This window comes from Virgibacillus sp. NKC19-3, from assembly GCF_019837165.1.
Lineage (GTDB): Bacteria > Bacillota > Bacilli > Bacillales > Amphibacillaceae > Virgibacillus_L > Virgibacillus_L saliphilus.
On record NZ_JAGYHC010000001.1, the window covers coordinates 414,745 to 441,222 of the forward strand.

The window sequence follows — 26,478 nt, forward strand, 5'->3', positions numbered from 1 at the left end:
TATGTTGAAAAATATTATTTATGTGGAACGTTTAAAATTAAAACGGTCGAAGTTGTGGCTCATCTATGTGATAGGTTCCTTAATAGGTGTGGCTCTGGCTTATACAAATTTCTTTAAAAACTATGATCTATTTATGAATCCTGGGGATAATGCGTGGATAGAAGCGTGGACTCAAGTTGCGTTATTTATGGGACCTTTTGTATTACCCATCTTAGTCGGAATTTATGCTGCGTTTGTTTGTAGGGGTGAGCATATCGGTGGGGGATGGAAACAATTATTAGCCTTACCGATCAGTTATTCGGCGATCTTCGTTGGTAAATTTTTAACGATTGTACGAATGATTGTCATTACCATCGTGATCGTAATGGTTTTCTTTATTGGTACTGGCTATTTAACCGGAGTGGAGGGGAGTCTTCCAGTTTTTGCACTGCTGGGGTACATGGTTAGAGGTGTATTAGCCTGCTTGCCTTTGGTCCTATTGCAGCTGATTATATCTATTCGATCCAAAACATTCGGAATCCCGTTGGCAGTTAGTATTGTCTTTACCCTTCCTGCCATTATTGTAGCTAGTACACCACTCGGTCAAGTTTATCCATGGACGCAGCCGATGCTTGCGATGTCACCTGAAGATGAATCACCGATTCAATCGTATGTTTTATTTTATACACTGCTAATGGGAACCTTCATAGCTTTGTTACTATATGGGTTACGGGACTTTTCAAAACGGGATGTTATTTAAGGTGTTCTTTTCAGGCTGATTTTTCAATAGACAAAGTATAAATTTCTGATTATCTTTTTAACTATTCTTAAATGCTCGTATAGCCTTATTCTATGGGCTTTCGAGCGTTTTTACTATTGATAGATACTTGACGTTTCTTTGCATATTTCTTGATGTTTTGGCTGTCAAAAGTGGTAAATATATAGTAATTTATTTATTACTATTAAGCAGCAGGTTGTTCCTGTTGTTTTCTTTTTTCCAAACGTTCCACTTCTGCCATTGCGGAATCGAATGTTGCGTGTGCGTAATAATCCAGTGTCATCGTTATATTTGCGTGTCCCATAATGTACTGCAATGCTTTCGGGTTCATGCCATCATTTGCATAATTAGTGCAAAATGTATGTCGCAAAATATGTGGCGTGATGTGTGGTAACTTAATCTCGTTATACTTGTTGTACTTTTTAACAAGATTTGTCAATGTTTTTCCGTAATCATTAGCAACCTTTGGATACCCTTTACGATTAAGAAAAAGGAAATCACTATATCCATCAATCACAACACGTTTACCATTTTTACGATTTGCTAACACTCGTTTAAATGCTTGATAGGCTTCTTCCACCATAGGAACTTGACGCTCGCCACTTTTGGTTTTAGGTGTTTCAATGTAGTACCCAATTTCAGTATTCCTTAATAGCTGATGGTCTACATGGATAAGACGATTCTCAAAATCTAAATCGGAAAGTGTCAAGCCACCAAACTCTGAAATACGAAGACCTGTTTTTAAGAGTATCAGAATTTCATCATAATTTTTGCTGTATATCTTATCAGATTTCGCAAAGGCTAACAGTTTTTCTTTCTGTTCATCTGTTAACGCAATCTTAGGAACCGTATCATCATCAATCACTGTGTTCAGTTGAAAATCAAATGGATTCTTCCGAACATAATCATCTTGTATGGCAATGTAGAAAGAAGCCTTTAAAGAACGCTTATAGTTATTGATGGTTGAATAAGCAAATCCATTTTCACTCATTCTAATAGCCCATTCCTTAGCGTCAGATGGTTTAATACTGTCAATGCTTCTTACACCTAATTTGTCTTTTTCCAAAATATCCATCAGATGTTTACGTCCATTTTGTGTGCCTTTTCTAACCTTTGGTCTTTGAGCATTTTGTTTGGCGTAAAGCTGGCAAAGTGTCATTTTCTTCCCTACAACATCAATCCCATCATGCATATCTTTCTGTAACTCTGTTATTTTCTCTCGAAGCGAAACACAATCACGCTTTCCTGCTGGAACTCTATCCGTAGATACAAGTTTCCATGAATATACCGATTGTGGCTCTCCAAAAGTATCTACATACTTGTATAAATATCTTCCGTCTTTTCGTTGGCTCTCTCCAGTTTTTAAGATTCGACCTTTGTTGTCCCGTCTTTTTTGTGACATGACAATTGCTCCTTTCCTTATATGGAAAGAGCCTTGATACGACTTAAGACGATCATATCATATACAAGGCTCTTAGACGATTAAATAACATCTAATGTATCTACTACTTTTTCAAACTGTTTCCGCTTAATCTGAATGCGATTACCATTCATAAGGAGCCAGTTTTCATGTTTGTTTTCTTCTGCCAAGCGACGAAGTTTGTTTTCGCCAATGCGAAAGTATTTTGACGCTTCTTCAATAGTTAAGGTATAACGCTCCCAAATAGGAATATCAGACAGTTTCATAAAATCCTCCTTTCCATAAACATTGTTTTACAAGCAATCAAACAGCTTTAGCAAAGCTCACAGGATTTTCACCTCCACATGGTTCTCATGTAGCCATACCCATTGCCTGTGACGTTTCTATCACGCTCGGACTGTGGCTGTATGGGAGTATCATTATCACGATAAGAAAGTCATAGCTGTAATCTTGCTTAGGATTACTTACGAAGCACTAACAGGAATCGCTCGCTGCCTGTCAAGGTCATGGCGTGTTAATTCGTCGGCTCTTTTCTTATCGAAATGTATTTGATTGCTTTATTCTATTGTCAAAGAACATTGGCTTATCAGCCTATCAAAATATACTGGAAACAGTATGCTTTGATAGAATGACAAACTACTTCTAGTCAGGAAGCGTGTAACGCCCCAACACGCTTCCAAAGCTGGTAACGTGATTAGTTGATTTCAAAGGATAAAATTTTAGTAATCAATCGGGTTTGTATTCTGCCTCGCAGCACTTCATCCACGACCATGTATTGATTCCCATATTCATCTTTCAGGGGACGGAGGGAGCGTTTGGTGATATAACCTTGATAGTGTTTGATAATGCAGTTAATTGCTTCTGTATCACCGTCTGTTGCCTGTACAATAAGAGAAAAGGGAATCGTTGGATAGGTTATTTTCATTCGGCATGCTCCTTCATATATTTTTTAATAAAGGCTAGTCCACTTTTTCGGTGACGGTAAACCGTCGAACGATTTACTTTCATTAGCTCTGCAATTTCCGAATCACTCATATCCATAAAGTAATACAGCAAAATGATGTTCCGTTTTTTATTGGTCAGGTTCCGTAAGGCTTCACTTAACAAATCACTTTCCACACCAATGCTTAAACCATATAATGTGAACATTTGTAAATCAGTGGCATAGTGATCGACAGTAGAGAACTGATTGATAAGAGAATCTCCTGTATCAGAGAAGGAAACTTCTTTTTTTGAAATCCTTGACAGGTGTTTGAAATAATTTTTGTGTTCATCATCCATCGAACGCTTGCAGATATAATCGAACTGATTTTCTATAGTTGCTTGAAAAGAAGATGGCTTCATTTTTTTCACCCCCTTTCGTGTGATCAAAGGAAGTGAGCCATGCTCTTTTTTCTCCCTTTGTAATAAGTCCCAACACGAAAGGGCTATTTGTTGCATTACTCGTAATAAAAGTTTTAAAAAAGTTTTCAGCAAATAAAAAAACACATAAACAGATGTTGGTACATTCTGTGCATGTGTTTTATTAATTCTCTCTATATGTTCTAAAAAACCACATTTCAGGCTATTTTTACCCAATGTAGGTGGATCAGCTTTTTTGACAAGATTTCAAAAAGCAAATATTGTTCCCTAACAATATATTGCATGACGACTACCTCCTAGAAGCCGTCATCTCATTAAAAGTGAAGGTTAATATGCAGCTATCAATTCTGTACAAAAAGAAAGACGACAGCTATTTAAACCGTCGTCTGGGAAATGGGATATACTTTTAAGGCATGAAAAGGATACTGCCAGATAACGGTTTTTTTTATTGCTATCTGCCAGTAACTTTTCTTTGAAAATATTTATAATTTGAACTGATTAACCATATAATACGTTTTTCTATACCTGTTTGCTATTCAACAGGAACAGTAAAATGTATAGAGGTGGTTTGTCATGCGTAAAAAAGAAGATAAATATGATTTTAAAAAATTTGGATTTGCCATAAAAGAAGCCCGCATAAAACAAAATTTAACTCGGGAACAGGTGGGATCAATGATAGAGATTGACCCACGTTATTTAACAAATATCGAGAACAAGGGACAGCACCCTAGCATACAGGTACTTTATGATCTTGTAACGTTACTTAATGTATCTGTTGATGAATTTTTTTTACCTGATTCTGATAGGAAGAAAAATACTAGAAGAAGGCAATTAGAAAAACAGCTCGATAGTTTAACAGATAAAGACCTTATTATTATAGAAAGCGTTACTGACGGTATCATAAAGTCCAAGAAGTTATGAAGAAATTAAATACTAGTGTAAAAAAAGAGCCGATAAAATGAGATAGATTAATCTTAAATTATCGGCACAGCGTCTCAGATTCTGGTTCTTTGATTATTGTTATTTGTATTATCAATTAGAATCTATAAATGTTCACAACGTTTTTTAAGCTCTTTAATAAATAAATCCCTGTTTTGTGGTGAGATAATGATACTTCCCAAGAATGCCTTTTTATAAGAAATTTCTACTGCCTTTCTTGAGGAAAGCAGACGATAACCAACTATATTCAGAATCATTAAATGGTTCAATATAATTAATTGGATTTTTTAATAATATCTAGCCTAGCACTTATTTTTACATATCTCGTCGTTTTGTTATGACAATCGAAGCAATCAGAAATACAAGTGTCCAACCAATCAATACCATCCAAGCTATAATCGAAGGTGGTGCTTCTTCTGGTGCATTTGTGAACCAAAGCGTTGTACTCGCAACATCAGGGAGATAAAAAGCAAAGGATTGTCCAACCAACAGCGGGCTTACAATAAAAAGGTAAACCATTAACCCTCCCACAACTGGAATAGATCTGCGGACAATGATACCCATAGCAGAACTGAATATCGTCATCATTGTAAGATAGATTGCTGCGTTAAGAATCATTCGCATGGTTAACCACATATCAATTTCCATATCGATATTATTAAACATGAAATAGGTGATGGTGACACTTATCACACAAATTACTAAAGCACTTATAAACGCCACTGGAATTATACCAACCGTTGCAGCCAATCTTTGCTCGATTCGATTAGGTATAACTGTAAGTGTTGTACGGATTTGTCCGCCAATATACTCTGAACAAGACGCAATCACTCCAAGGATATAGAAACCAGCGTGTGTATAGGTTATCGGTGTAAGTCCAAGATTAATGAAATCCGCAGCTTCTCCACTAAAATTTTCACGCGTATTTATTGGAAATACAAGGGCAAAAATAATGGTCATTGCTAATGTTCCGAAAAGTATAAGCCAAATAAATGGTAATGAGCTTAATTTTGACATTTCCGCATATACAGAATTTCCAAAAGTACGTTTCATCTTTGCTTTTTTAATTGTTTCCATCATCCCACATCCCTTCGTAAGAAGGTAAATCCAGCAATGATAAGTAAGACTACCACCCAAGCCCCCATGATTACACCACCTGCGATTGGGGCAAGCTCCATACCTGTGTCTGATCCATGAATAAACATTTTTTGTCCTGCCATATCAGGCAGGTATGTTGCTAATGGAGTCATTCGAGTAAGTAAAAAGGTAACTGTTACAGCTGATGAATTGATGACCATAACACCAATAGGAATAATAGCATTGCGTGTTAGCACCGTTAACCCAAATGTAAATAGAGCCATAAGAACCCAATAGACAACAACACCAACCATGCGAGCAAGCATTTCTCCATTGAATGTCAAAATTTCTGAGCCACTAATTAAATAAATCGTGGTAAAAACACTGACGATAGCAAAAATCGCTAAAACCACAGTCGAAATAGCTGTTGCTCCAACCTTTGCCAACAACAGTTGAGTTCGGGATGGTATGGCAATTAAAGAAGTCGTGATTTGTCTTCCGCCAGCTGAGTCTTCACCTTCCGTTACATATTCACTTCCAATAGCAATACCGCCTATGACAATAGCTCCTAGTACACCAATGGATAATTCACCAAAACCTGTGTCAATATTAGCAGCATTTGAGCCATTAAGCGTCGCAATCACTGCAATCACATTCGGTACAATGAGACCAGCGGCAAAAGCAAGCCAAACAGATGGGAGGGAGATGAGTTTCGACAATTCTACAGTTAATGCTCTCATTTTGAGTCCCTGCCATTCTGAGAAGTAAGAGCGAAGAATGCTTCTTCCAAAGTGAAATAGCCGTCCATTACTTCTTCTAACGTTCCAGCAGACATAATTTTTCCTTTATTGATAATGACTACATCGTCAACTGTTTCTGCAAGTTCTCCCATTAAATGACTGGACAATAACACCGTATTTCCAGCCTCCGCACGTTCACGCAAGAACATTCTAATCCATCGAATCCCCTCAGGATCAAGTCCGTTCACTGGTTCATCGAGAATTAATATATCTGGGTCACCAAGTAGAGCTGTAGCGAGCCCAAGTCGTTGACTCATACCAAGCGAATATTTGCCCACACGCATAGACGCAGCGTTGCTAAGATCTACCATTTCTAAAACTTCGTCAACACGTGAAGAAGGAAAACCAGCTGAATGAGCAACCCATCGAAGGTGTGCTCGTCCAGTTCGAGTACGGTGTGCACTTGCTCCACCCAATGCAGCTCCTACCATTGTAAGCGGATTAGGGAGTTTAGGATACGCTACTCCATTGACTAAAGCACTTCCTGATGTTGCTTGATCCAGACCTAAAAGAATACGTAGTGTGGAGCTTTTACCCGCACCATTTGGCCCCAAAAAGCCCGTCACTCTGCCTGGGCGAGCCTTAAAACTGATATTCGATAATACTTCTTGAGAACCATGCCTTTTTACTAAATTTTGAATCGTAAGCATACATAACACTTCCTTCTTTTTGTTATAGGTTCTACTATAACGAAGGCGAGTAAAATCTAAGTATGCTTTTGGGTAAATTCTAGGTAAAATTAAATCAACTTTTATCTATTTCCACGATGGTACCTTGATTAGATGAAGAAAAATGTGCTTGTAACTTCATTTGTTTTAACATATAGTTTGTAATGGATAAACCTATTCCAGCCCCCCGATCATAGGAAGATGCCTCCATACCAGGACCATTATCTGCAACAATAATCTGTTCTTTTTCTGTGTCCATCATGATTTTTGCATATTTGCCTTTTGCTGCATGACGTAATATATTTTGAAACAAATTGTCCAGTACCCTTGTCATCCATTCTGGGTCTACTTTCCAATAAAATGTTGAATCCTCTGGTAAATCCATATCAAAGTAAAAATGTTCCTTATCAAATACGGGATACCATGCAGCAACAGAAGCTCTTACCAGACGAAGCATGTCTGTTGAAACAGGGTTATATGGATATTTCCCAGATGTTAGTAACGTATACGACAATAAATCCTCCATCAAATTACTGACTCGTGAGATCGTATGGTCAATTTCATTTAAAGACGCAGAACCTTCTTCACTAAGAGGTTCTTTTTCTAACTCGGAAACATGTCCACGCATAATCGTTAACGGTGTTCGTAAATCGTGAGACAAATTCGCTATCAGCCAACGTTTGAGTGATTCTTCTTCAAATTCTCGTTTATGACTTTCTTCTAACTGTTCAATCATACGGTTAAAAGAAACTTTGAGCTGGTCAATCTCATCCATTCGATCTGTCCGAACAGCAACAGGTTTTGGAAATGGGTATTCTCCTGTCGGCACATCCATTGCATTTTTTAGTCTGCTAATACGTTTATGAAGTCGGAAAAAGAAAATCATAGAAATAAATATAATGATAGTGATTAGAAAAATCATAAAAAAGATAAACTGGTAATACTGTTGGAGAAGACTTATATTTCCCTCGTTGATAGGGGGAAGCACACTGCCAACGATGACAAGTAACGAAACAGATAATAAAATGAGGAGCAAAAACTGAATCACTAGATAGCGACGGAAGAAGGAAACTTTTTTTCTCATCGTTTTAACCTATAACCTATACCCTTAAACGTTTCAATTATTTCAGGTTCATCAGGATTCTGCTCCAATTTCTTGCGAAGATGACCAATATGCATAAATAATGTCTTATCTCCATGAATATATGGTTCATCCCAAACTGTTTCAAATATTTTCTCTTTTGGAAGAATTTGATTGGCATTTTCTAATAAATATAAAAGTATACGGTGTTCTTTACCAGTTAGTACGATTTCTTCTTGTGTACTTTTGTTGATGACAGTTTGAGCATTCAGGTTCACTTCAATATGCTTCCCAAGTTGAATAGATTCTTCCACTTCATCACCATTACGACGCATTAATACTTCTAATCTCGCTATTAATTCATCTATATGGAAAGGTTTTGTAACATAATCATCTGCAAATTGTAAACCATCAACTTTATCATGAACAGCTGTTCTAGCTGACAACAGTAAGATTGGCACCATTGGTGCGACCTCTTTTAATCGCTTTCCAACCGTAAAGCCATCTAATCCAGGGAGCATAATATCTAAGATAACTACATCTTGGTGCAGCACTTCTTTTTCTGTTCCTTCTCCCGAAAGTTGCCATTGTACTGAAAACCCATGTTGTTCGAGTTTTTCTTTTATCAATTTTCCTATTTCCATATTATCTTCAATACATAGTACGCTTTTTTTCAAGTAGCAACCCTCTCTCTAACCTTCAAAATTATCTAACATTATAACATAGCAACCTATTTTTTCAGAAGTAGAGGAACAACCCAATGAAAAACTAATGATCTTTGGAAGATTAGTTTTTAATGGAAACTTCATCATGAACCAACGACCATATTCCTCAAATAAACTGGCAGTGATTCCAAGTATAAAGACATAAATAACGGGATAGAAGAATTGTAGATCAAGCCCAATAGAAGTTTGGTCAAATAAGGATATAAGCGGTATACGTATAATAATCTGTTAGGTAAAAATGTATTTTTTAATGCAACTTCTTTATTTATTGAACAAACCAAAAAAATCTATCAAGTAAAAAGATAAAAAGTAAGCACGCTTAATTCAATTAGATAGACATATTTTTGAGCATTTTAGACAATAAGCGTGCTTACATAAAGGTATTTTCTCTATATAATGGAAGTAAAATTTGCAATATCTAACTATTCCTCATTTTGTTCAAAAACAATGCTCTCAAGATAAATGATCTCATCTCTGATACCTTCTTGTTCATAATCTAATAATCGAATAAGCCTAATTAATTCAGGATAAGCGTCCTTTTCTGTATAAAGTCTATCTGACATTAAATTATACGTAATACTAACCAGTAGCTTTTCCATTTCTCCTAAATAGAGTTTGCGGCTTAACTGAGCTATTAATAAATCTTTTGGTGTTTTTTCTTTGGTCATCAAATCACTCCTTTTTGGTTACAGTTTAATTTTGTACCTATATAGGTACGCTATTGATGTAATTATACTGTACGCTTTAAGGTACAGTCAATAAAAAAGGGGAGATTTAACATTGAAAAAGGTACACTTACAGCTTAATCAATTACTACATCGTTATGATTTATCCATTACCCAATTACACATTAAAACTGGCATTCGACGTGCTACGCTTAGTGAGCTGGCAAGTGGCAAGCGTCAACGAATCCAATTAGAACATATAGATAGAATTGTGAATGCGTTAGATATTAAGGATATGAATGATTTATTCCGTATTGAGGAAGAATAATTCTTATTTTACAATTAGAACAGCACGTATTCTCGCTAAATAGCCTTAAATACGTGCTGCATAGTTTACTCTATAATCATCCAGTTTGTATTTTTTTCTAAAGTCAATTCATAATGGGAAAGCTGCACAGCTTTTGTTGTTTCATCCAAATACTTTGCTATAACCCATACCTTAATCTGATTATCTTGTTCTTGAAAAACTGGATTCATTAACTCTGAAAATGTATAGTCCTTTTGAATGGCTGGCAATGCATTGTTCTTCACGTAGTAAGCAAGTTCTTGCTCTGTAGCTGTGGGATAAGAGGAAAAAAAGGTTTCTAAAAATTGAATGACTTCTTCTGCTGTCTCGTTTTCCACCGTACCATCACTTTCTACTTGTTTAGGCGTGAAATCAGACTTATTCGGATTCTTCCATAATGTTGGATTTTGAGTAATAATGAGATTTCCTTGTTCATCTTGATAGAGCACAATACGATAGGTTGCGTTTGTGAAAGAACTGTCTTTATCTTCTGTGATTTTTTGCTTTACAGTGTAGACTACTGAAAAAGTATTTTCCGTTTCTTCTGTTACTGACCAAATATTTATATTTTGAACACTGGAACTTGTCGGAATATCCTCTCGAACCATTTCCGTATTTAAGCTTTGCAATTCTTCTGTTAGATAAGCTTGAAGCTTTTCTGTTCGATCTTCCAATGCTTCGGATTCATTTTCCCACGTGTAATAGTCCTTCACAAAATTTCGTGTGAAACTTTCAATCGCAGATGTATCTACGATATGATTTTCCACAACCTCTCTCTCATGAACTGTATGCTGATCAATCGCTGTAAAATTCTTATAAATACCAAAGGCAAGACTGCTGATTAATAGAATCCATAAAAAGAGAACCGACTTTTTACGCTTCCCAACGGTTCTCACTTTCACCTTTTTTTCTTTTTTTAACTGTGCCTGCTTTTCTTTCTTATTAAATGGTAGTTTCATGCTATCCCAACCTTTCTTTAGTTTTTAATACGTCCTGCACCTACGAGATGGGCTTGCCAGTAAGAAGAAGTTAAATCTGCATAGCCAATCGGATCTCCTGCATGAAACATTTGATTATTTCCGATGTAAATTCCATTATGCGTAATGTAGTTAGCAGTATTGTAAGTCGAATGAAAAAATACTAAATCTCCTGGCTTTGCTTCTGATAAGGGAATGTGTTCTGTTGCGTCATATTGTTCTTGTGCGGTTCGAGGGAGTTCAATGCCCGCCTTTCGATAGACCCATTGAGTTAAACCGCTGCAATCAAAGGAAGTATCAGGATGAGCACCGCCAAAAACATATGGGAATCCTTCATATTTTATAGCTTCTTCCATTACTGCCTGAAAAGTGTCATCTCCAAAAGAAGGAGATTCGCTGGAATCCGTAAGGTAAGGCTGCAACAAATCTACATAAAACATATTGCCATAGCCGTAACGCCAACCACCGTTTTTCTCTACAGCGATTGGATTAGAGTACGTCACTTTCTTTCCATTTGCTTGCTCTTTCGCAAAACTTTCCGCTAATCCAAAGCTATATCCTTTCCCATTCTTTGCTACATAATCAATAAAACCGCCACCAAAGTTATAGCTTTGTATGACGGTTTCTGTATCTAGCTCTTTTGCTTCCACTGATTGTAACAACTCTGCGAAATATTTTGTGCCTTGTTCAATCGACGCTTCTGTATCTAACGTGTTAGGTGGAAGTCCTAGCGACTCGCTGGCTTGCATAACATCTTCGGCAGTACCACCACTTTCAACTGCGATAATCGCCAGCAAGATAGGAACATGTTCGCTAATATTATATTCTTTTGCATATTTCTCTACGGTTGGCTGATGGGCTAACACATCTTCTGATAGTCCTGTGTTGTTAAGCTCATCAGAAAAACCTATATCCATAGAGGTATCGAAATCCCCATCTTCATCGGATATAAAAATGGCGACAAAAGCTAGTAAACCTAGAAATAATAAAAAGCCAATCCCTCCGACAATCAACGTGATTTTCGCTTTTAAAAACATCATCGGCGTTTCCTCCTAACCGCTTGTCGTTGTCTGGCAGCCTTTTGATTTTGTTTTGTCCGTTTTCTAGGAAGGGAAGGACGTTGAATAATCCGTTTTTCTTTGGACTGCAAAGTTTGTTTTGGTGGTCGATTAGGAATTGTTTTAGACTGTTGTTTCTTTCTTTTATAAGGTTGATTTGCTTTTTTCCTTTGATGGTTTACTGGTTGTGTACTTTGTTTTTGTTCAGGTACTTGTTGCCTTTGTTGATCTTTAGGCAGCGTTCTTTCTTTGGAAGTTCTTTGCTTTTTCTCTTTGGTTAGAGGGGAAACAGGCTTCTTTTGTACTGTTTGTTTCTTAGGATCATTCTGTTTCATTTGTCGTTGTTCCAATGCCTGTCGTCTATCTGCAATCGTTTTTCGGTGCTTGCTTGTACGTTCCACATTTTCACGTTGCCGTTGTTCTTTGGTTTGGGACATTCCTTTCTTGAAATCCTTGCCTGGTCGTTTGAGATTTTCCTTGCCTTGTGCCACAGCGTATTTGGCAGTTGTCGGCAAGTCCTTCATTTGTTGTTTTCGATGTTGAATGTTGGAGCGTACCCGATTTTTTGTATCTAACACTTTTCCAGTGGATTGTCCGATTTTCTGACTGAATGATTTTTTCTCACTATTGTTTGATTCTTTCTGGTTTTGTTTGTTGGCTGACAAACGCTGTAAAGGACGTAAGGGAGAAAAAGAACGTTTCGATTTTCCTGATTGGCTCATCATTTTTCCGACCGCTGCTCCAGCGGTTGCTCCTGTTAAAGAGCGTCCAATGGTACGTTGTAATCGGCGAGTGCTTCGGTGAGCCATTTGTCTAGGGCGACGCATAACACTTCGCCCAACTTGTTGGCTATCATTGCTCTGTAAGTTGAACATACTCATGATGTCACCGAGTTTCATATAAATACCAGCAAAGGTGACGATTTGTAGAAACGCAATTAAGAAAAATGGATACGAACTGGTTAAGCTGTATAACATGGATGAAATACTAAAAGCAACGGTCATGACGAGCGTAATGCCAGCCCGTAACATAATGACGTTAAAGAGCTTCATAATCGCTTGCTTTCCCATATTTTCAAAGCTGGGAATCATGGAAAGTAGAAAACTGATAGGAAGAAAAATCGCAAACACAATAAACAAGAGCTGGGAGAAAATCATCATACCTGACAAGAGAAACACAAAAATCGAAATACCGATATTGAATAGAAATAAGAAAAAGACCATCCCTAAACGTGTGGTGGTCTTTGTAATCGTTAAATTCTTATTATCATGATCTTCAATCTCTGCTTTCACGATATTTTCACGTGTTTTTCCATTTCGCTCATCTGGACTGGTAGATACCAAAGCGTCTACTCGATCTTCGCCAATCGCTTCTTTATCCGAATTATTAAACTGTAACAACATCCACGGCTGCTCTACTTGAATGGAAAACAGATTATTTCGTATCATATCGACACTATCTTTTCCTCGACTATCGGAACTAGGCATAAGCATTTTTGCTCCTAAATCAAGGGCTGCTTCGCTTACATCTGCCGAAAAATCATTAATTTTAGTCACATACGTTGGAGCATAAGCAATAAAAGACGCTGACAAAATAAAAACGACCAAAAAGTTAATCACAGCTCGCATAGCTTTCGTGGTTTCTTGTTTCAACAACCCTGTATAGGCGACATAGATTCCTATGATTAAAAGAAAGAGAAGCAAGAATCCGACATAAAAGCCATCTTCACCAAACCCCTGTGATGTGATTCCAGCTAAAGTCTGCATGTTTTTACCGATTGCGTTGGCGGTTTCCGAGATGAAATCAAGAGAATAGGCTTGTTGTACCAAATAGCCAGTGGCATTGGATAGATAGAGATTAATAATCCAAATAAAGTTGGTAATTGTGTATAAGCCATACATGACTTGTTTTCCAATCCCATCATCCCAATTCCACGGCAGCCAATCCCAACCGCTATCTACATAAAAATCTAACTGGTAATGGTCAAGGGGATAAAGCGAATAAAGATTATCTTCGGAAACCGTATCGTCCACCAAGCCAGCAGCTTGTGTAACCGTAAGCAGAGAAAGAAACAATAAAAAAATGACCGCACTTAGGAGTACCGCCATCAGAATGATCTTTTTTAGTTTTTGTTTATCCATTTTCTCACTGCCTTTCTGCGACAGGCGGGCGAGTGTCAAAGGCGTCAAATAAATCTTTAAAAACAGGGTGTACCTGAATAATCCCAACACGCCCGTATAAATCCTGCATGAGACATTGACCATTTTCCAGCTCTCTCAGCCGTCTTTGATTTTCTTCATCTTCGGAATCGACACCAAAGAATTGCAATGTTTTCTTAATTTCTGTCATATCTCTGGAACGGAAGGCAAACTTCACCCCAATATTATTTTTGAGCTTTTCATCGGTTAAATCTGACGAGTTTTGCGTAACAAAGTAGACCCCAGCATTCATCGCACGACCAGCTCGTACCAGTTTATTAGAGAGTGTTTTTCCTTGAGCGATTTGAAGGAACGCCCATGCTTCGTCTAAGTCTACAATCTTGAAAATACTGCGGTCAGAATGAATAAAGTCGAGAGCAAACGTAGAAATAATAATCATCATGGCAACACTTAAAAGCTCCATTGTCGTGTATTCTTCAAAACTGGTTTCTGCGTCAGGTAAGACTAAATCTGCCACCTGTATAATATTGAGTTGCTTCTCTAAACTAATCGAGTTTTGAACCGTTCCATCGGAAAAGAGTAAATGTGCGAAATCATAATCCGTAAAACTTTCGATATGGTCAGCAATCGTGGCAGCGAGTGGGTTAGGATCACTCCTTAGCTCTTGAATGACCAGAAGCAATCCTCGTTCTTCTTGTTGACCAACCGCTCGAATCGCTTTTCGCAAAACAGGAAACTTGTCACCGTCCCGACTGGATATGCCTGTTAAAAACGTAAGAATATCAATGGCTAGGCTCTCTGAATCCTTCTTGTTTTTCATAATAACGTAAGGGTCAAGCAATCCCTTGTTATCTTCATCGCTTGTAAGATTAACGATATTAATTTCTTCGGCAATATCAGGCAAAGTTTCTTTCCAATTTCCACGTTCAGATTTAGGGTCAACGATGAGTGCTTGACCACCAAAAAGTACCGAATAATAGACAAGCAGATTGTTAGAAAAAGATTTTCCACCTCCAAGCGAACCCAAGAAGGCAGAAGCTAACGCATTCGTCACTGATCCTTGTACCCCCTGACTGGCAAGACTAGGGTTCAAATAGACATTACGCCCTGTATCTAAATTGTAGCCAAAATAAATACCTTCCGTTTCGCCTAACATTTGTGTTGCTCCAAATCCAAGTCCTGCAAGAAAATCAGAAGTTACATACTGGATATAATCGTTCATGTACCTTCTACTGGAAGGAATAAATTCACCATGTAAGCCCAGCATGTCACCAAATGGACGAACAAGTTTGACGTTTAAATCATCGTAAAAATCTTTCACCTCATTACACCGTTGTTTTAGCTCATCTAAGTTAGAAGCTGATACTCGAATGACATAGCTTAATTTATACATGGATTCCTTTGTTTGATCGAGTACATCTTCTAATTCACTGACTTGTTCTAAGGCTTCTAATACATTACTGCCCGTTTCATTATCGGATTCTGCCGCATGATTATCTAAGTCTTGCAGCTCTTTCTTTTTATTTCTTACCGTTGTCAACGCCTTTTTATTGGTGACGATTTCTACCTGCATAGAGGTATCAATCGGAAAATCAAACTGTTGTTGCTGGTAATAGAAAATTTCATCAGAGGGAAACTCCAAGTCTCCTACAATGGAATTAATGGTAAAGTAAGCAGCATACGTCGTTTGTTCTTCCTGATCCAATTTAATATAGCGTTGACTTTCCGTAATTAAACAACGAGTGGGCTTAATCAAATCAAACTGCTTCACATAGGTTTCTTTTTCACCTTTTTCATAAGCAAGTTCATAGGTATAATCCTCAAATGCAATCCCTGATTGTCCATGAAGGTGTTCAATTAAATACCCTATATCATCTTTCGTTAATGGACGTACTTTAAAGCGTTTAGCAATTTTATTTTGTAATAAAGATTCCATTTTCAAAAACCGTTCGATTTCAGCATGGGGCATGGAAACAAAGTCTCCCATGACATGATGATTCACATCTCGAATAAAACTGGAAAGAGAGGATGTCACCGATTTTCCCATCGACTTGATACTGACTTCTTCTTCATTCAATAGTAATTTAAAACCGATGAAGAAACGATAATCCACTTGATGTTCGCCCAGCATAGAGGTAAGTGCTTCTGTCTGGTCGTCAATCCGTTCATAGGCTACTTCTTGTAATCTTCCAGTCACTTGTTCTTTACTTCGCTCTTGTACAGTACGAATGCTGCTTTCCGTACTGATTTGTAAGGCATGTATTTTCCCATCCTGATTCTGTGCAATCAGTTGCCGAAAGTGGTCATGCACCTGTATTTTTTCATCTTCTGAAAGAAAAGAATAGTTATATGGCAATAACTCATAGTACGCAAAAGTTTCTCCGTCATGATTAAAGACCAAATTATTTTCGATATACTTAATCGGATAGCTCATATTTGCCACTCCTTACTGCGGTTATTTGTTCCTCAAAGGTCTGTTTTTGAAGTTTAACTGGCTTCCCTGCGTAAGTGACTTTTGAGCGAATCCAATAAGTTAACACAGATTTAAGAAACCCATAAGGCTTTTTACCGTCAAAACTTTTTTTACTCATAATCCACGTCAAAGCCACTGGAACACCAACATATTTTAGTAATGCACCGTCAATCAAAGAGAGTGGAGGGAGGTTTCCCAATAACATGACCACTAAAAGGGATAATACAAACCAAGTCATCTGATTAAAGGTAACGGGAAAAGGCAGCCGAAAATCGTTAATCGCATAAATAACTTTTTCCACTGACCAGATTCTTGTGTAGCTTTTTAATTTCTTCAATCCAATTCATCCTTTCCAAAGAAAGAAGCAGCCTGTGATGAAACAAGCTGCTTATCCGTTTATCCGACATATTCAAATACCCCATGATTGGTAACAAGAAAATTCGCTCCAATCTCAAGGTCACGTCCATAGGCTTGATAATCAATATAATTTTGTAAATGAACGGGGACTTCTCCATATGAGCCTGATTCTTCTATTAAATACCTTGCAACATCTTCCATGCTGTCACAGTCAGAGTAACAAATAATATCATCTTGATTTTCTAAAACTTCTTCCACACTATTAAACCAATAACCCTGAATTTCCGAAAGAGCGTCATACAAGGGAGTTCCTTCAATTTCTTGTACCATGTCACATAAGCGATTGATTTCAGATATGGGTGTATATTCATGCACTTCAAAAGGAAGCTCATAGTCATGAATAGCTATTTCCTCATATTCGTCATTTAAGCCAATTCGTTCTTTTACTTCCTCCATATCAATAGGTGGGGCAAACCAAGCTCCAACCAATTCACCTTCTGTATACTTCCCAAGATTCGCTATATAGACTTGCATGTCCATTGGTTATCACGTCCTTTTATAAAAATAGCCATAAAAAAAGCACCTGCAAGATGTTTGCTGGTACATAAAATAGGCTTGTTAATCCCTTCCGCACTCCCGTTTGGATCACCCGTTTTTTATGAAACATAAGAAGAACACTTATCTTTCATAAAAGAACGGGTACAATTTAAGCTCCAATGATTCGATTGAACAGGTTTAATAGTACATCCTTCACACCAGCTGCATTAAAGACCAATCCGACAGCTACTAATGCAATCACTAAAAAGCCAATCAGTTTTGAAAACTCTCGTTTGAATCCTAAATAAATCCCAATGACCACAATTGCCATTAACACTAGAGATTGTGCGTTGTCTAAAAACCAGTTATATAAATTTTGTCCAAAATTCATGTATGTGGCTCCTTTCTATATTTCATCTTTTAAAATCCGAATCACATCTTCGGTCGGCATTGCCTGCTGCATAAGCAATTTTTGATGACGTTTTGTTAAGGTTGCCTGTTTCAACATGTCATTCATGATATTTGTTTGATTGACTTCATCCAGCTTCGTTGCCAGTTTCCAAGTGGGTGCGACCTGTCTTGCCAGCCAACGTAATGTTTTATCAAACGTATAGGGTTCAGGTTTTGTGGTTAACGATATTTTTCGGTTTTCTCCTAAATCTAAGAAACGCTGCCATGCTGCATTCATTTTCCAATCACTGCGACGCTTCTTTTCGTCTTTGTCTACAAAACGAATATAGCGATTGATGATTGATAAAGCGGTTCGTCCAGCGTCCTCAAAGCTCATTAAATCAACAATTGCATGATAGGCACGATCATTTTTCAATCGGATTTCTAAGCGGTTTTTCACGTCTGTATCTTCCAGTGAAATACCATATTTAACGAATTGTTCATAGTCCTTCTCATAGAGACAAAAATATACGTCACTTTTTAATGAGCCGATATATAGGCTGTTTCCCATATCAGGTTTATCTTCACCATGTACCAAATCCCCAGAACGATAGCTTTTAAAGCTACGGAAAACAGAAATACATTCCTCGTTATGACATTTGTTTGTGAGAAAGGAAATATCTAATATGCCTGTCTTATCATTTATCGCAAGGTCAATACGCTTAAATACGCCACCGATACGAAATACATCGACAAAGAAATCAAACCATGTTCGCTGTTGGGCGAGTAGAAAATTTTCAAACTGGCGACATCCTTTTCCTTTTAATTCAAGTAGACAACCTTTGTCCTCATCAGGCGAAACCATGACGACAATATCGCCAAAGACATATTGTTCAAGATACGAATAAAAAGCATAATCCTCATGTAACATGTATTCCATTTTCAACTGTAAAATATCTTCAATGACTGGAATCGGGTCAGTAGTGATAAATCGAATCCGCACATAATCAAATAAAATTTCAAGTGGTGCGTCTGGATTAAATTGTTCCAGCACCTCAAACAAAGCATTTTGTAGGGAATCGGAAGGAGTTACTTTTCCTGTTTCTATTTCGCTAATATACTGTCTTGTCACGCCAACATGTACTGCCAGTTTGTTTTGTGATACACCGTATTCTAGCCGTTTTTCTTTTAATGCTTGATACCAAAGTATTTGATTCATTTGCATTCCTCCCAACTCAAAAAAGATGTCAACTGGAGCTTAAAATCTGACATCTTTGTGATACACTCCAAACCTTTGTGCCATCAGGTGTCAAGGCACTTTTGTAATGGTTTCCTATTGTTTTTCTACCCCCCTGTTAGAAACGGGGGGTTAATACGGGGCAGGGCAAGCCCTGCCCGACAAAGACGGAACTTACGGTTGGAGACCGTAAAACCCGTCTTTGTCGTCTGGTTTGGTTAATCCTTGTATTCCCGTATAAATAATCACAAAGTCAATCTCTGGTTCTAAAGGTTCCTGTATAATCACTTCTGATAAAGTATCACGTTTGAATGAATCTCTATCAAACATCTGAAATCGGTAATGAATATTTCTGCTGGTTATGCTGTGGCGACTTTCTAATCGCATTCTAAATTTGAACGGTGGCTTTTTTACCTCCCGAATAATTTCATCAATCAGGTTATCTATTTTTGAGTAAAATCGTGCTTTGGGATTGACAGTAAAATCTTTATATCGGTCAATGATAGTTTGATCACAATCTACTGTGAACTGGTCTGTATTTAAACAAAGGCAAAGGATACAGTTTTCAGTTGGTGTATGATAAACCTCCAATTTTTTAATATCCATTTTTCTTATTTCTCCATTTCTTGTTTTTCTGATGATGTTTTCCTTGCTTTTACAAGGGTTTCAATCGTCTGTAAAAAGTCATGATTTTTTGGTACAAGCGGCGTATAAAATTCACTGATGACATTTTTCCCTGTATCGACATAACCCCTTCCCTTAATAGGCTTTAAGAAAAATTGCTTTTGCGTATCGCTGCCAAACATCATGCCAAAGCCCATTTCAGACATACGTCCTAGAGCCACACGAAAATTAAAGTTGTCTCGAATTCCATCACTAAAATATTTTGCGTCGGGACGCTGACAGGCAAGAATTAAAAAGAAGCCAGCTTGTCGTCCTAACATAACAATTTGTTTGAGTTTGTTGATAACTTCGGTACTTTCTCGACCTAACATATCCATCATTGCCACATACTCGTCAAAGATAAGAAAATTAGCAGGTAAGCCCAAATAGGCATAGTTTTCTCCTGTTTTATAGTTGGGATGTTGTTTCATTGTCTCACTACGAGCTACCATATCTTCGTAAAATTGATTGATACAGGCGAGCATATCCTCCTTACGGTAATAGACATTGTCCATAACGGTGTTTAAGTCTGCCAAATCGGCATTTTTAGGGTCAAGAATATAGAGGTTTGCTTTCGTATGAAGCAAAGATTCAATAAGCGTGAGAATGAAATAAGATTTCCCACCGCCAGTACCCCCAGCGATAAGCATATGAGGAAGAGAATCATATTCCCAATAGACAGATTCCATCAATTTCACACGCCCATCTTGAACCGCCACATCTTCAATGCTAATTCGATTACCGATAGTATCATAAAGCAGGACATACTCCACGTAAGAATCTTTCAATGTTTTTTCCACTAATTCGCAATACAAGCCTGTTTCCAGTTTGTTTTCTAGGTGCAATAGCTGGTCTTGATATTTTCCGAGCGTAATTTCTACATGAATGTGAATCAGCCCATCTTTTAGCCGATAATACATTTTGGGAAAGTGCTGGATTCGCTTTTTCGTTTTGGTGCTAGGTAAATCTTTAAAAAATCCTTCGTGCTGTGTTTCCTCGGTTTCATACCAATTGTTTTCTAAAATCATCTTCGCCAGCTTTTGTCGGTGATAAAGCTGTTTCACCGTATCATAGCGATAACGGTAGGAGAGAAAACCAGCTAACAGGCATACAAAAAGGGCAGTGAGTACACTATCCCAAAAATATGGTGTATGAAGTTGGGAGAAAAACATATCTAGCTGAAATGTTTGCCAGTCCATTGTTACAAGGGGCTTCCAGTAAAAAGGCAGTAGAACGAAAAGAAATACGCCTAGTAATGAACGAGTGAAAACGTGAGAAACTAAGTGCTTATCTTTTTCTTTGATTCGTTTTCCTTTGAATTTGAAAATAGTGAATCCTCCTTTCTAGTCAAAGAAAACAAAAAGATAATCTATCGACACTGGGGGAGTTCTCTCATAGAAAATGATATGGACTTGCTTTTCCTTAATCTTCTGTTCTATATCTAATAATTGGTACTTGCTTCACTTTATTTCCAGTCTTACGTCTTTCTAATGCAAATACCATGTCTGGTGTGCGTTGAAAATAACCTGTTCCTTTGAGATAACTCACTCCACATTTGCAGTGATAAAGCCCGATAAATTGTTGTTTCATTTTTTTGCCACATTCAGGGCAACGTCTTTGGTTCGCCATCTATCGTTACCTCCTATTCATATCCATTTCTAATCCGTCATCTTATGAGGAATAGTATAGTCTGTTTTTACAGCAGCAGCAATTTAGATGAACATATCAAAGAATGAAATAGGATAGATAATAAATATCGTTTTATCATGAATGCACATTTTGGGTATTGTAGAAAAAAGTTTGTCTATCAAAAGTGGGGTGCGGAATCTTTTCATATTTCCGATAACCAACCCGTTTTTCAAAGCGTAAATCTTTATCTTTGGGATAATTCTGTCTCTGATACGGATAGGCTTCTAACAGTTTTTGTGCTTCTTTTGTCAAAGGATAAAGGAAGCGAAACATACGCCCATTGATTTTCTCAATCCCTTTATACTCACAAAACTCTTGCGTAAGCCAATGTTTTTTTGACACATTTTCAAAACGAGCATTTTCTTCCAGCAAGATCCTAGCACTACGAGGGTGTATCTTTTCATGTGTCCAACTGTCACGATAAACACTGGTCTTGAAATATCCGCAATAGAAAAAATTTGACGCTTGATAAACATATCCGCATTTTCCTTCGATACCGTCCGCCAACGTATACAAAAAAAGACAGTCGGTATAATCTCTTAACCACTTAATCAGCGTGGATAGAGTTCGACTGCCAAAATAATTATTTTGATTCATTTCTGGAAGAAAACACATCTTGCCAATTTCCAAGTAGTCTTTTGTTTTTAGGTTGTGGTCAGGAAAGAGTTTGCGAATAGTCTGTAAGGGCTGTGTACCCCAACCTAATTCTACAACACCTAATAGTTTTTCTTTTGAGAAAACCCCTAAGAAGTATTTACATAGTTTAGGCATTATCTTGGAGTAATGATATTTCCGAATAAAGAAAACTGCTTCATCTTTTGGTATTTCCTTGATAATAAGTGTCGTTTTTTTCATAAGCGATTCCTATTTCTCATTTTCTATTGGCTCTTTTTTTGGCTTTTGGGGAGGTTTTTGTTGTCCTTTTAATACAACATCATCCGCTTTTATATACCAGTCTACGTCTGCCCCTCGAAAAGTTGCGGTAGATACGGTATCTGCCACTGGATTGATTAATTCTACTTCTGCGTTGTAATCAAAGTCCTTTAGTGGAACAGAAGCAGGAATACTCACTTGAATCATGCGTCCTTGTTCTCTTGACTTTAAATCATAAGTGCGTTCTTTGACTTCTGTTGATACCGTACCATCTTCATTTTGAAGAAATACTTCCCTTCGTAAAGCGGAAAACTTTAATAATCCAAATGTCTTATCTTTATCAATGACAATACCTTGTGCCAATCTCATATTTGTTTCCTCCTATCCTTTTATCATGTCGTCAGCATGTAAGATATAATTTGTAAAACCACGATCCCCAATTTTATAACCTTCTGCGATAATTCTGGCATTATCTAATTTAACTTTATCTTCATGATTGAAAAATTTTTCCCCAGCTTCGTTAGGGAGAACGACCTCAATATCATCTGCTCGCTGAACATTGGAGTACAGATTATAGCTACGAGACAGTGTCGTCATGCGACCATTGATTCGTCGTTGTTCAACTTTTCCTTCTCCTGCATACTCTAAGTTGCCAAACGTTTTTTCCATGTTGGGAATGACATATTTTAATTCCATCATATAAACCTCTTTTCTTGTTTTTAATTTTCCTTATCAATCAATAGAAGAAACACAGATAGAAGGGAGGGGAACGAGAGTAAAACTTCTGCATGAGTAATCACTCCTTATGCGTCTTGAAATCGGTAATCGACACGCCCGTAAATGACACACCAAAATACAACCATTGTTTCTCCTGCTTTATCACGAACCAATTTTCCATGAAGAAAAAAGGGATAATCCTCAATTTCAACCTCATTCCATACAAAATGATCTGCAATCCATTCCATTACCTTATCTTCGTATATTTCCTGTTCATTCAAAGAAACGAATCTCCTTTCCATTGTTTTAATGGAGAACACAAAAATAGACACCTCAATTTTGAAGTGTCCATCTATTACATATTCAGTTTTCAAAATGGGAGTATCTTTTACTTTTCTTCACTTTTCTAGGATATTTCGTCGTATCAAGACTCATCCAAAAGTAGTAAATTAGTGGTAAAATGGATTAACTAATCTTTGAATAGCATTTGTAAATCCAGTGTTTATGCGGATAATCTGATTTTTACACTTTTTTAGTATAAAAATCAGCCTGTTTCTTTCCGTGAAAACGGAATTAGCTCTAAAATTGTTTCGGCAGGTATTCCTATTTACTGCTAATCGCCAATTTTGTAGTTTATTGTTTTGAATTTATTGTTTTGCTTGTGACGGTAATTCCTCGAACGAAACTTCTTCCCATGTTTTAACATAATCCCCCTTGGCATACACTTTTATATAGGCTTCCTTTTTCAGTTTATCCCCAGCTGAAAAAGGTTTTCTCATCACCTTTCGCGGTAAGGCCCGTTAACGTATAATCATATCGATCTTGCGTGTCATCCGGAACGTGATCAATTTGTACATAAACAGGTTCTTCAGCAATAAAAGGATTGATAAAGTCCTTTAGCTCTTGCGATAGAAACATAAAGCTAACACTACCTAGTATGATCAAAATAACGAAAGCACCTAATATCTTTTTCATATCTCTAACATCCTTTCCGTTTTTTGGGAAGTTGTCTCATTATGCAAAATCTCGCTTTTTAAATGTAGCTATGCCAATCAATGTAATGACAAGAAACAGTCCTAGTACAAGCATATAAAATACCATATAAGATGGAATAGGTGATTCATCTGCTGGAGACATTGCTAACATTGGTTGCGCCCACGGATAAAATTGTCCGAAAGAGGAATTCGCTATAAGTAATGCTGGCAATGATAATCCAATATTCAATGCTAAAGGAGCTCCAAAACTGCTCCAATAGATAGAAGCTAAGATTTGTATCGCAGCAAGGGGCAAAGAAGCTAGCCATCCTTTCGTAATGAAACCTAATAAAGCCATCCAAGGGATATCATTGGATATATCCGTTATCATTCCGGCTGCAACGAAAAATAGGAATAACAATACTTGTGTCAATGCCAATAATAGACATACGATAATCAATTTGGATATATAAATGTGAGATCTCTTTATGGGGAACGACAGTAATTGTTTCCAGCCGTTTCCGACATGTTCTGTTCTACAAACAAGCGCGGCATACACACCAGTTAAAATTGGAAATATCAAGGGTGAATAGAAGATTTGAACTTGGGTCCAAGCTTCAAGCCATCCATTACCCCCTTCATCCATAAATACATCATAATTAAAATAAAAATTTCCAAGTGCAAAAATAACACCTAAAACCGGTCCGATTAATACCAACAGCCATAACTTTGAACGCCTTGTTTTCATCAATTCAACAAGGAGCAAATCTTTTAGCATCTTGCTTTCCCTCCTACTGAACTTCTTTTTGTGAAAAGACTCTTCCGCCAAGTGATAATAATATAAGCCCCAATAAGCAACTTAAAAATAATACCATCCATAAATCAGGATTAAGCATTAACGTTTCGGAGCTATAATCCATTCTCACCGTTGATGCATTTAACGGATAAGCCCATGGTAGCCATTGCGTCACAGGACTCAATGCAAAAAACAAACCGCCCATCGTTGAAATAGCGCCTATCGCTATGGAGAAAGCTTGGTTTTTAATCATCAACGATAGCCATAACTGAATCGCCATGATTGGAATGGCTGCAATATAAGGGAAAAAACTGTCCCCAATAATCTTCACCCAAGGGATTTCGGTATTGAAATTAAACATGGTTCCAAACAGGAACATTCCAACCATTAGCAATACCCCCGATAGTAAACTCCCGCTAAACAGCAATAAGAACTTACTAAAAAACACCTTTATTCGTGAAATAGGGAGGGTAAATGTTTGTTTCCAGGCATCTGCTTGATGTTCGATGTTAGATATCACTGATGCAGCAACGGTTATACCAATCGGTATAGCCAAACATAGAAAGGCTTGTTTATCATAGAGTAACATATGCCACATGTCCGTATTTTGATCATTTGCTTGAGAAGTCAACGTCTCTGAGCGAAATAAAAAATTGGCTATTTCATATAGAATGGTCAATGCCGGTACAAGAAATAAAACTAACCCTAATACGGTTCTTTTTGATTTAAGAACATCGGAGATAACCATTTTTTTCATTACAAACTCCCCTCCTTGCCGGTTAGTTCCAGGAAGATATCTTCCAAGGAAGGTTTGATTTCTTCCAACCGATAAATCGGTATTCCCTCTTTTACGAGATAATGATTTAAGTCAGACACGATACCAGGGTTCGTTTCATCTATCCACAGGTGATTGTCCTTCATTTCAGGTTCTATTCCTTTTTGTTTCAACATGTCAAAAGCGGTTGGCACGTCAGCTGTAGCGATTCTAAGCCGCGGTTTGCTTTTCTGACGGAGTTTTCTAATATCATCTTGAAAAATGAGCTTGCCATTTGTAATAATACCGACTTGTGTTGCCATCTGGTCAATTTCATTTAACAGATGACTCGAAACAACAACAGACATCCCGTACTTTTGTGGCAGTGTTTTAATTAATTCCCTGATTTCTTGAATGCCGGAAGGATCTAATCCATTTGTAGGCTCATCCAATAGTAAAAGGTCCGGTTTAGATAAAAGGGCCGTTGCGATTCCTAAACGTTGCTTCATTCCTAATGAATACTCCCTGGTAAGTTGATTGGCAACCTTTGTCAACCGAACCGTCGATAAGACTTCCGAAATCCGTTCGGCCGGGGCGCCTATCAATCTTCGAACAGCCTCTAAATTTTCCTGGCCGGTTAAATGACCGTAGTGGGAGGGAGATTCCACAAGCGAACCGATTCGTTGTAGTATTTCCAACCGGTTTTGGGCAAAATCTTTTCCGAAAATAGTTATCCCTCCGGAAGTGGGTTTGATTAACCCGAGTAACATGCGAATCGTTGTTGTTTTCCCAGCTCCATTTGGACCAAGAAAGCCATAAATCTCTCCTTTTTTCACTTCCATATTTAATTGACCTACCGAAACCTGTTTCCCATATTTTCGCGTTAGATTTTGCGTTTTGATAATGGTTTCTATCATTTTTATCACCTCAATTGTCATCCTATCCATTTCATCTAAACTGACAACAAACGCAAGATTAACTCTG

The 26,478-nt window shown here is 37.4% G+C and carries 34 protein-coding genes; 3 read left to right on the top strand and 31 right to left on the bottom strand.

What is annotated here, in order from left to right; all coding sequences use genetic code 11:
• Position 1: 1 nt before the first annotated feature.
• Entirely contained in the window at positions 2-739 is a 738-nt protein-coding gene (locus tag KFZ56_RS02115; protein WP_255584772.1) for an ABC transporter permease, read from the top strand.
• Positions 740-941: 202 nt separating this feature from the next.
• Here the strand turns inward: KFZ56_RS02115 and KFZ56_RS02120 are convergent, their stop codons facing one another.
• The 4 genes from KFZ56_RS02120 to KFZ56_RS02135 all read right to left on the bottom strand — a co-directional run bounded on the left by KFZ56_RS02120 (position 942) and on the right by KFZ56_RS02135 (position 3,521).
• A complete protein-coding gene (locus tag KFZ56_RS02120) occupies positions 942-2,159 on the bottom strand; it encodes a site-specific integrase (protein ID WP_222639941.1) in 1,218 nt (405 codons plus the stop codon).
• An 80-nt stretch (positions 2,160-2,239) separates the two neighbouring features.
• Positions 2,240-2,443 (bottom strand): excisionase, encoded by a 204-nt coding sequence (locus KFZ56_RS02125; RefSeq protein ID WP_222639942.1) that lies wholly within the window; start codon positions 2,441-2,443, stop codon positions 2,240-2,242.
• 428 nt (positions 2,444-2,871) lie between these two features.
• Entirely contained in the window at positions 2,872-3,102 is a 231-nt protein-coding gene (locus KFZ56_RS02130; protein WP_222639944.1) for a helix-turn-helix domain-containing protein, read from the bottom strand.
• On the bottom strand, positions 3,099-3,521 hold the full coding sequence (locus tag KFZ56_RS02135) for a sigma-70 family RNA polymerase sigma factor (RefSeq protein ID WP_222639946.1): 423 nt from the start codon (positions 3,519-3,521) through the stop codon (positions 3,099-3,101). The genes KFZ56_RS02130 and KFZ56_RS02135 overlap by 4 nt, the downstream gene beginning before the upstream one ends.
• Before the next feature lie 591 nt (positions 3,522-4,112).
• On the opposite strand from KFZ56_RS02135, the gene KFZ56_RS02140 reads away from it, so the two are divergent.
• Positions 4,113-4,460, top strand: a complete 348-nt coding sequence (locus KFZ56_RS02140) for a helix-turn-helix domain-containing protein (protein ID WP_222639948.1) — start codon at positions 4,113-4,115, stop codon at positions 4,458-4,460.
• Positions 4,461-4,582: 122 nt separating this feature from the next.
• On the opposite strand, the gene KFZ56_RS02145 is transcribed toward KFZ56_RS02140, so the two are convergent.
• From KFZ56_RS02145 to KFZ56_RS02175, 7 genes are all read right to left on the bottom strand, one after another.
• Complete coding sequence (locus tag KFZ56_RS02145) at positions 4,583-4,735, bottom strand: PH domain-containing protein (RefSeq protein ID WP_222639950.1); 153 nt, start codon at positions 4,733-4,735, stop codon at positions 4,583-4,585.
• Positions 4,736-4,793: 58 nt separating this feature from the next.
• Positions 4,794-5,555 (bottom strand): hypothetical protein, encoded by a 762-nt coding sequence (locus KFZ56_RS02150; RefSeq protein WP_222639951.1) that lies wholly within the window; start codon positions 5,553-5,555, stop codon positions 4,794-4,796.
• The gene (locus KFZ56_RS02155; protein ID WP_222639952.1) at positions 5,555-6,295 is read right to left on the bottom strand and encodes an ABC transporter permease; all 741 of its coding nucleotides are present in this window, start codon (positions 6,293-6,295) and stop codon (positions 5,555-5,557) included. Before KFZ56_RS02155 ends, KFZ56_RS02150 begins: the two co-directional genes overlap by 1 nt.
• Positions 6,292-7,005 (bottom strand): ABC transporter ATP-binding protein, encoded by a 714-nt coding sequence (locus tag KFZ56_RS02160; RefSeq protein ID WP_222639953.1) that lies wholly within the window; start codon positions 7,003-7,005, stop codon positions 6,292-6,294. The genes KFZ56_RS02155 and KFZ56_RS02160 overlap by 4 nt, the downstream gene beginning before the upstream one ends.
• Before the next feature lie 94 nt (positions 7,006-7,099).
• Entirely contained in the window at positions 7,100-8,107 is a 1,008-nt protein-coding gene (locus KFZ56_RS02165; protein WP_222639954.1) for a HAMP domain-containing sensor histidine kinase, read from the bottom strand.
• Positions 8,104-8,781 carry a response regulator transcription factor gene (locus tag KFZ56_RS02170; protein WP_222639955.1) on the bottom strand — a complete coding sequence of 226 codons (678 nt, stop codon included), beginning with the start codon at positions 8,779-8,781 and terminating at the stop codon, positions 8,104-8,106. Before KFZ56_RS02170 ends, KFZ56_RS02165 begins: the two co-directional genes overlap by 4 nt.
• 470 nt (positions 8,782-9,251) lie before the next feature.
• Positions 9,252-9,497, bottom strand: a complete 246-nt coding sequence (locus KFZ56_RS02175) for a hypothetical protein (RefSeq protein WP_222639956.1) — start codon at positions 9,495-9,497, stop codon at positions 9,252-9,254.
• 112 nt (positions 9,498-9,609) lie between these two features.
• On the opposite strand from KFZ56_RS02175, the gene KFZ56_RS02180 reads away from it, so the two are divergent.
• On the top strand, positions 9,610-9,822 hold the full coding sequence (locus tag KFZ56_RS02180) for a helix-turn-helix domain-containing protein (protein ID WP_222639957.1): 213 nt from the start codon (positions 9,610-9,612) through the stop codon (positions 9,820-9,822).
• Positions 9,823-9,887: 65 nt separating this feature from the next.
• Here the strand turns inward: KFZ56_RS02180 and KFZ56_RS02185 are convergent, their stop codons facing one another.
• From KFZ56_RS02185 to KFZ56_RS02280, 20 genes are all read right to left on the bottom strand, one after another.
• Positions 9,888-10,799, bottom strand: a complete 912-nt coding sequence (locus tag KFZ56_RS02185) for a conjugal transfer protein (RefSeq protein WP_222639959.1) — start codon at positions 10,797-10,799, stop codon at positions 9,888-9,890.
• A gap of 17 nt (positions 10,800-10,816) precedes the next feature.
• Positions 10,817-11,857: a bifunctional lytic transglycosylase/C40 family peptidase gene (locus KFZ56_RS02190; RefSeq protein ID WP_222639960.1), complete on the bottom strand. Its 1,041-nt coding sequence runs from the start codon at positions 11,855-11,857 to the stop codon at positions 10,817-10,819.
• Entirely contained in the window at positions 11,854-14,016 is a 2,163-nt protein-coding gene (locus tag KFZ56_RS02195; RefSeq protein ID WP_222639961.1) for a CD3337/EF1877 family mobilome membrane protein, read from the bottom strand. Before KFZ56_RS02195 ends, KFZ56_RS02190 begins: the two co-directional genes overlap by 4 nt.
• 4 nt (positions 14,017-14,020) lie before the next feature.
• Positions 14,021-16,468, bottom strand: a complete 2,448-nt coding sequence (gene tcpF / locus KFZ56_RS02200; protein WP_222639962.1) for a conjugal transfer ATPase TcpF — start codon at positions 16,466-16,468, stop codon at positions 14,021-14,023.
• Entirely contained in the window at positions 16,452-16,844 is a 393-nt protein-coding gene (locus tag KFZ56_RS02205) for a conjugal transfer protein (RefSeq protein WP_222639963.1), read from the bottom strand. Before KFZ56_RS02205 ends, tcpF begins: the two co-directional genes overlap by 17 nt.
• A gap of 59 nt (positions 16,845-16,903) precedes the next feature.
• Entirely contained in the window at positions 16,904-17,404 is a 501-nt protein-coding gene (locus KFZ56_RS02210) for an antirestriction protein ArdA (protein ID WP_222639964.1), read from the bottom strand.
• Between the two features lie 166 nt (positions 17,405-17,570).
• Positions 17,571-17,792 (bottom strand): hypothetical protein, encoded by a 222-nt coding sequence (locus tag KFZ56_RS02215; RefSeq protein WP_077604243.1) that lies wholly within the window; start codon positions 17,790-17,792, stop codon positions 17,571-17,573.
• 15 nt (positions 17,793-17,807) lie between these two features.
• Positions 17,808-19,025, bottom strand: a complete 1,218-nt coding sequence (mobT, locus tag KFZ56_RS02220) for a MobT family relaxase (protein WP_222639965.1) — start codon at positions 19,023-19,025, stop codon at positions 17,808-17,810.
• A 177-nt stretch (positions 19,026-19,202) separates the two neighbouring features.
• On the bottom strand, positions 19,203-19,634 hold the full coding sequence (locus KFZ56_RS02225; RefSeq protein WP_222639967.1) for a hypothetical protein: 432 nt from the start codon (positions 19,632-19,634) through the stop codon (positions 19,203-19,205).
• A gap of 5 nt (positions 19,635-19,639) precedes the next feature.
• Positions 19,640-21,019 (bottom strand): FtsK/SpoIIIE domain-containing protein, encoded by a 1,380-nt coding sequence (locus KFZ56_RS02230; RefSeq protein WP_222643865.1) that lies wholly within the window; start codon positions 21,017-21,019, stop codon positions 19,640-19,642.
• Between the two features lie 94 nt (positions 21,020-21,113).
• Positions 21,114-21,320, bottom strand: a complete 207-nt coding sequence (locus tag KFZ56_RS02235; protein WP_222639969.1) for a hypothetical protein — start codon at positions 21,318-21,320, stop codon at positions 21,114-21,116.
• Positions 21,321-21,455: 135 nt separating this feature from the next.
• Complete coding sequence (locus tag KFZ56_RS02240; RefSeq protein WP_222639970.1) at positions 21,456-22,235, bottom strand: Mom family adenine methylcarbamoylation protein; 780 nt, start codon at positions 22,233-22,235, stop codon at positions 21,456-21,458.
• A 9-nt stretch (positions 22,236-22,244) separates the two neighbouring features.
• A complete protein-coding gene (locus KFZ56_RS02245) occupies positions 22,245-22,622 on the bottom strand; it encodes a YdcP family protein (protein WP_222639971.1) in 378 nt (125 codons plus the stop codon).
• Between the two features lie 12 nt (positions 22,623-22,634).
• Positions 22,635-22,949, bottom strand: a complete 315-nt coding sequence (locus KFZ56_RS02250; protein WP_222639972.1) for a YdcP family protein — start codon at positions 22,947-22,949, stop codon at positions 22,635-22,637.
• Positions 22,950-23,056: 107 nt separating this feature from the next.
• On the bottom strand, positions 23,057-23,251 hold the full coding sequence (locus KFZ56_RS02255) for a hypothetical protein (protein ID WP_255584775.1): 195 nt from the start codon (positions 23,249-23,251) through the stop codon (positions 23,057-23,059).
• 366 nt (positions 23,252-23,617) lie between these two features.
• Positions 23,618-23,749 (bottom strand): YxeA family protein, encoded by a 132-nt coding sequence (locus tag KFZ56_RS19955; RefSeq protein ID WP_222639973.1) that lies wholly within the window; start codon positions 23,747-23,749, stop codon positions 23,618-23,620.
• On the bottom strand, positions 23,721-23,945 hold the full coding sequence (locus tag KFZ56_RS02265; protein WP_222639974.1) for a YxeA family protein: 225 nt from the start codon (positions 23,943-23,945) through the stop codon (positions 23,721-23,723). Before KFZ56_RS02265 ends, KFZ56_RS19955 begins: the two co-directional genes overlap by 29 nt.
• A 39-nt stretch (positions 23,946-23,984) precedes the next feature.
• The gene (locus tag KFZ56_RS02270; protein ID WP_222639976.1) at positions 23,985-24,722 is read right to left on the bottom strand and encodes an ABC transporter permease; all 738 of its coding nucleotides are present in this window, start codon (positions 24,720-24,722) and stop codon (positions 23,985-23,987) included.
• Between the two features lie 13 nt (positions 24,723-24,735).
• Positions 24,736-25,497, bottom strand: a complete 762-nt coding sequence (locus KFZ56_RS02275) for an ABC transporter permease (protein ID WP_222639977.1) — start codon at positions 25,495-25,497, stop codon at positions 24,736-24,738.
• Complete coding sequence (locus tag KFZ56_RS02280) at positions 25,497-26,411, bottom strand: ABC transporter ATP-binding protein (protein WP_222643867.1); 915 nt, start codon at positions 26,409-26,411, stop codon at positions 25,497-25,499. Before KFZ56_RS02280 ends, KFZ56_RS02275 begins: the two co-directional genes overlap by 1 nt.
• Positions 26,412-26,478: the final 67 nt, after the last annotated feature.

Excerpts from the sequence above, each read along its gene's own strand:
- KFZ56_RS02115 (WP_255584772.1), top strand. The coding sequence starts at position 2 with ATGTTGAAAAATATTATTTATGTGGAACGTTTAAAATTAAAACGGTCG.
- KFZ56_RS02120 (WP_222639941.1), bottom strand. The coding sequence starts at position 2,159 with ATGTCACAAAAAAGACGGGACAACAAAGGTCGAATCTTAAAAACTGGA.
- KFZ56_RS02125 (WP_222639942.1), bottom strand. The coding sequence starts at position 2,443 with ATGAAACTGTCTGATATTCCTATTTGGGAGCGTTATACCTTAACTATT.
- KFZ56_RS02130 (WP_222639944.1), bottom strand. The coding sequence starts at position 3,102 with ATGAAAATAACCTATCCAACGATTCCCTTTTCTCTTATTGTACAGGCA.
- KFZ56_RS02135 (WP_222639946.1), bottom strand. The coding sequence starts at position 3,521 with ATGAAGCCATCTTCTTTTCAAGCAACTATAGAAAATCAGTTCGATTAT.
- KFZ56_RS02140 (WP_222639948.1), top strand. The coding sequence starts at position 4,113 with ATGCGTAAAAAAGAAGATAAATATGATTTTAAAAAATTTGGATTTGCC.
- KFZ56_RS02145 (WP_222639950.1), bottom strand. The coding sequence starts at position 4,735 with ATGATTCTGAATATAGTTGGTTATCGTCTGCTTTCCTCAAGAAAGGCA.
- KFZ56_RS02150 (WP_222639951.1), bottom strand. The coding sequence starts at position 5,555 with ATGGAAACAATTAAAAAAGCAAAGATGAAACGTACTTTTGGAAATTCT.
- KFZ56_RS02155 (WP_222639952.1), bottom strand. The coding sequence starts at position 6,295 with ATGAGAGCATTAACTGTAGAATTGTCGAAACTCATCTCCCTCCCATCT.
- KFZ56_RS02160 (WP_222639953.1), bottom strand. The coding sequence starts at position 7,005 with ATGCTTACGATTCAAAATTTAGTAAAAAGGCATGGTTCTCAAGAAGTA.
- KFZ56_RS02165 (WP_222639954.1), bottom strand. The coding sequence starts at position 8,107 with ATGAGAAAAAAAGTTTCCTTCTTCCGTCGCTATCTAGTGATTCAGTTT.
- KFZ56_RS02175 (WP_222639956.1), bottom strand. The coding sequence starts at position 9,497 with ATGACCAAAGAAAAAACACCAAAAGATTTATTAATAGCTCAGTTAAGC.
- KFZ56_RS02185 (WP_222639959.1), bottom strand. The coding sequence starts at position 10,799 with ATGAAACTACCATTTAATAAGAAAGAAAAGCAGGCACAGTTAAAAAAA.
- KFZ56_RS02190 (WP_222639960.1), bottom strand. The coding sequence starts at position 11,857 with ATGATGTTTTTAAAAGCGAAAATCACGTTGATTGTCGGAGGGATTGGC.
- KFZ56_RS02195 (WP_222639961.1), bottom strand. The coding sequence starts at position 14,016 with ATGGATAAACAAAAACTAAAAAAGATCATTCTGATGGCGGTACTCCTA.
- tcpF (WP_222639962.1), bottom strand. The coding sequence starts at position 16,468 with ATGAGCTATCCGATTAAGTATATCGAAAATAATTTGGTCTTTAATCAT.
- KFZ56_RS02210 (WP_222639964.1), bottom strand. The coding sequence starts at position 17,404 with ATGGACATGCAAGTCTATATAGCGAATCTTGGGAAGTATACAGAAGGT.
- KFZ56_RS02215 (WP_077604243.1), bottom strand. The coding sequence starts at position 17,792 with ATGAATTTTGGACAAAATTTATATAACTGGTTTTTAGACAACGCACAA.
- KFZ56_RS02225 (WP_222639967.1), bottom strand. The coding sequence starts at position 19,634 with ATGGATATTAAAAAATTGGAGGTTTATCATACACCAACTGAAAACTGT.
- KFZ56_RS02235 (WP_222639969.1), bottom strand. The coding sequence starts at position 21,320 with ATGGCGAACCAAAGACGTTGCCCTGAATGTGGCAAAAAAATGAAACAA.
- KFZ56_RS02240 (WP_222639970.1), bottom strand. The coding sequence starts at position 22,235 with ATGAAAAAAACGACACTTATTATCAAGGAAATACCAAAAGATGAAGCA.
- KFZ56_RS02245 (WP_222639971.1), bottom strand. The coding sequence starts at position 22,622 with ATGAGATTGGCACAAGGTATTGTCATTGATAAAGATAAGACATTTGGA.
- KFZ56_RS02250 (WP_222639972.1), bottom strand. The coding sequence starts at position 22,949 with ATGGAATTAAAATATGTCATTCCCAACATGGAAAAAACGTTTGGCAAC.
- KFZ56_RS19955 (WP_222639973.1), bottom strand. The coding sequence starts at position 23,749 with ATGAGAAAACCTTTTTCAGCTGGGGATAAACTGAAAAAGGAAGCCTAT.
- KFZ56_RS02265 (WP_222639974.1), bottom strand. The coding sequence starts at position 23,945 with ATGAAAAAGATATTAGGTGCTTTCGTTATTTTGATCATACTAGGTAGT.
- KFZ56_RS02270 (WP_222639976.1), bottom strand. The coding sequence starts at position 24,722 with ATGCTAAAAGATTTGCTCCTTGTTGAATTGATGAAAACAAGGCGTTCA.
- KFZ56_RS02275 (WP_222639977.1), bottom strand. The coding sequence starts at position 25,497 with ATGAAAAAAATGGTTATCTCCGATGTTCTTAAATCAAAAAGAACCGTA.
- KFZ56_RS02280 (WP_222643867.1), bottom strand. The coding sequence starts at position 26,411 with ATGATAGAAACCATTATCAAAACGCAAAATCTAACGCGAAAATATGGG.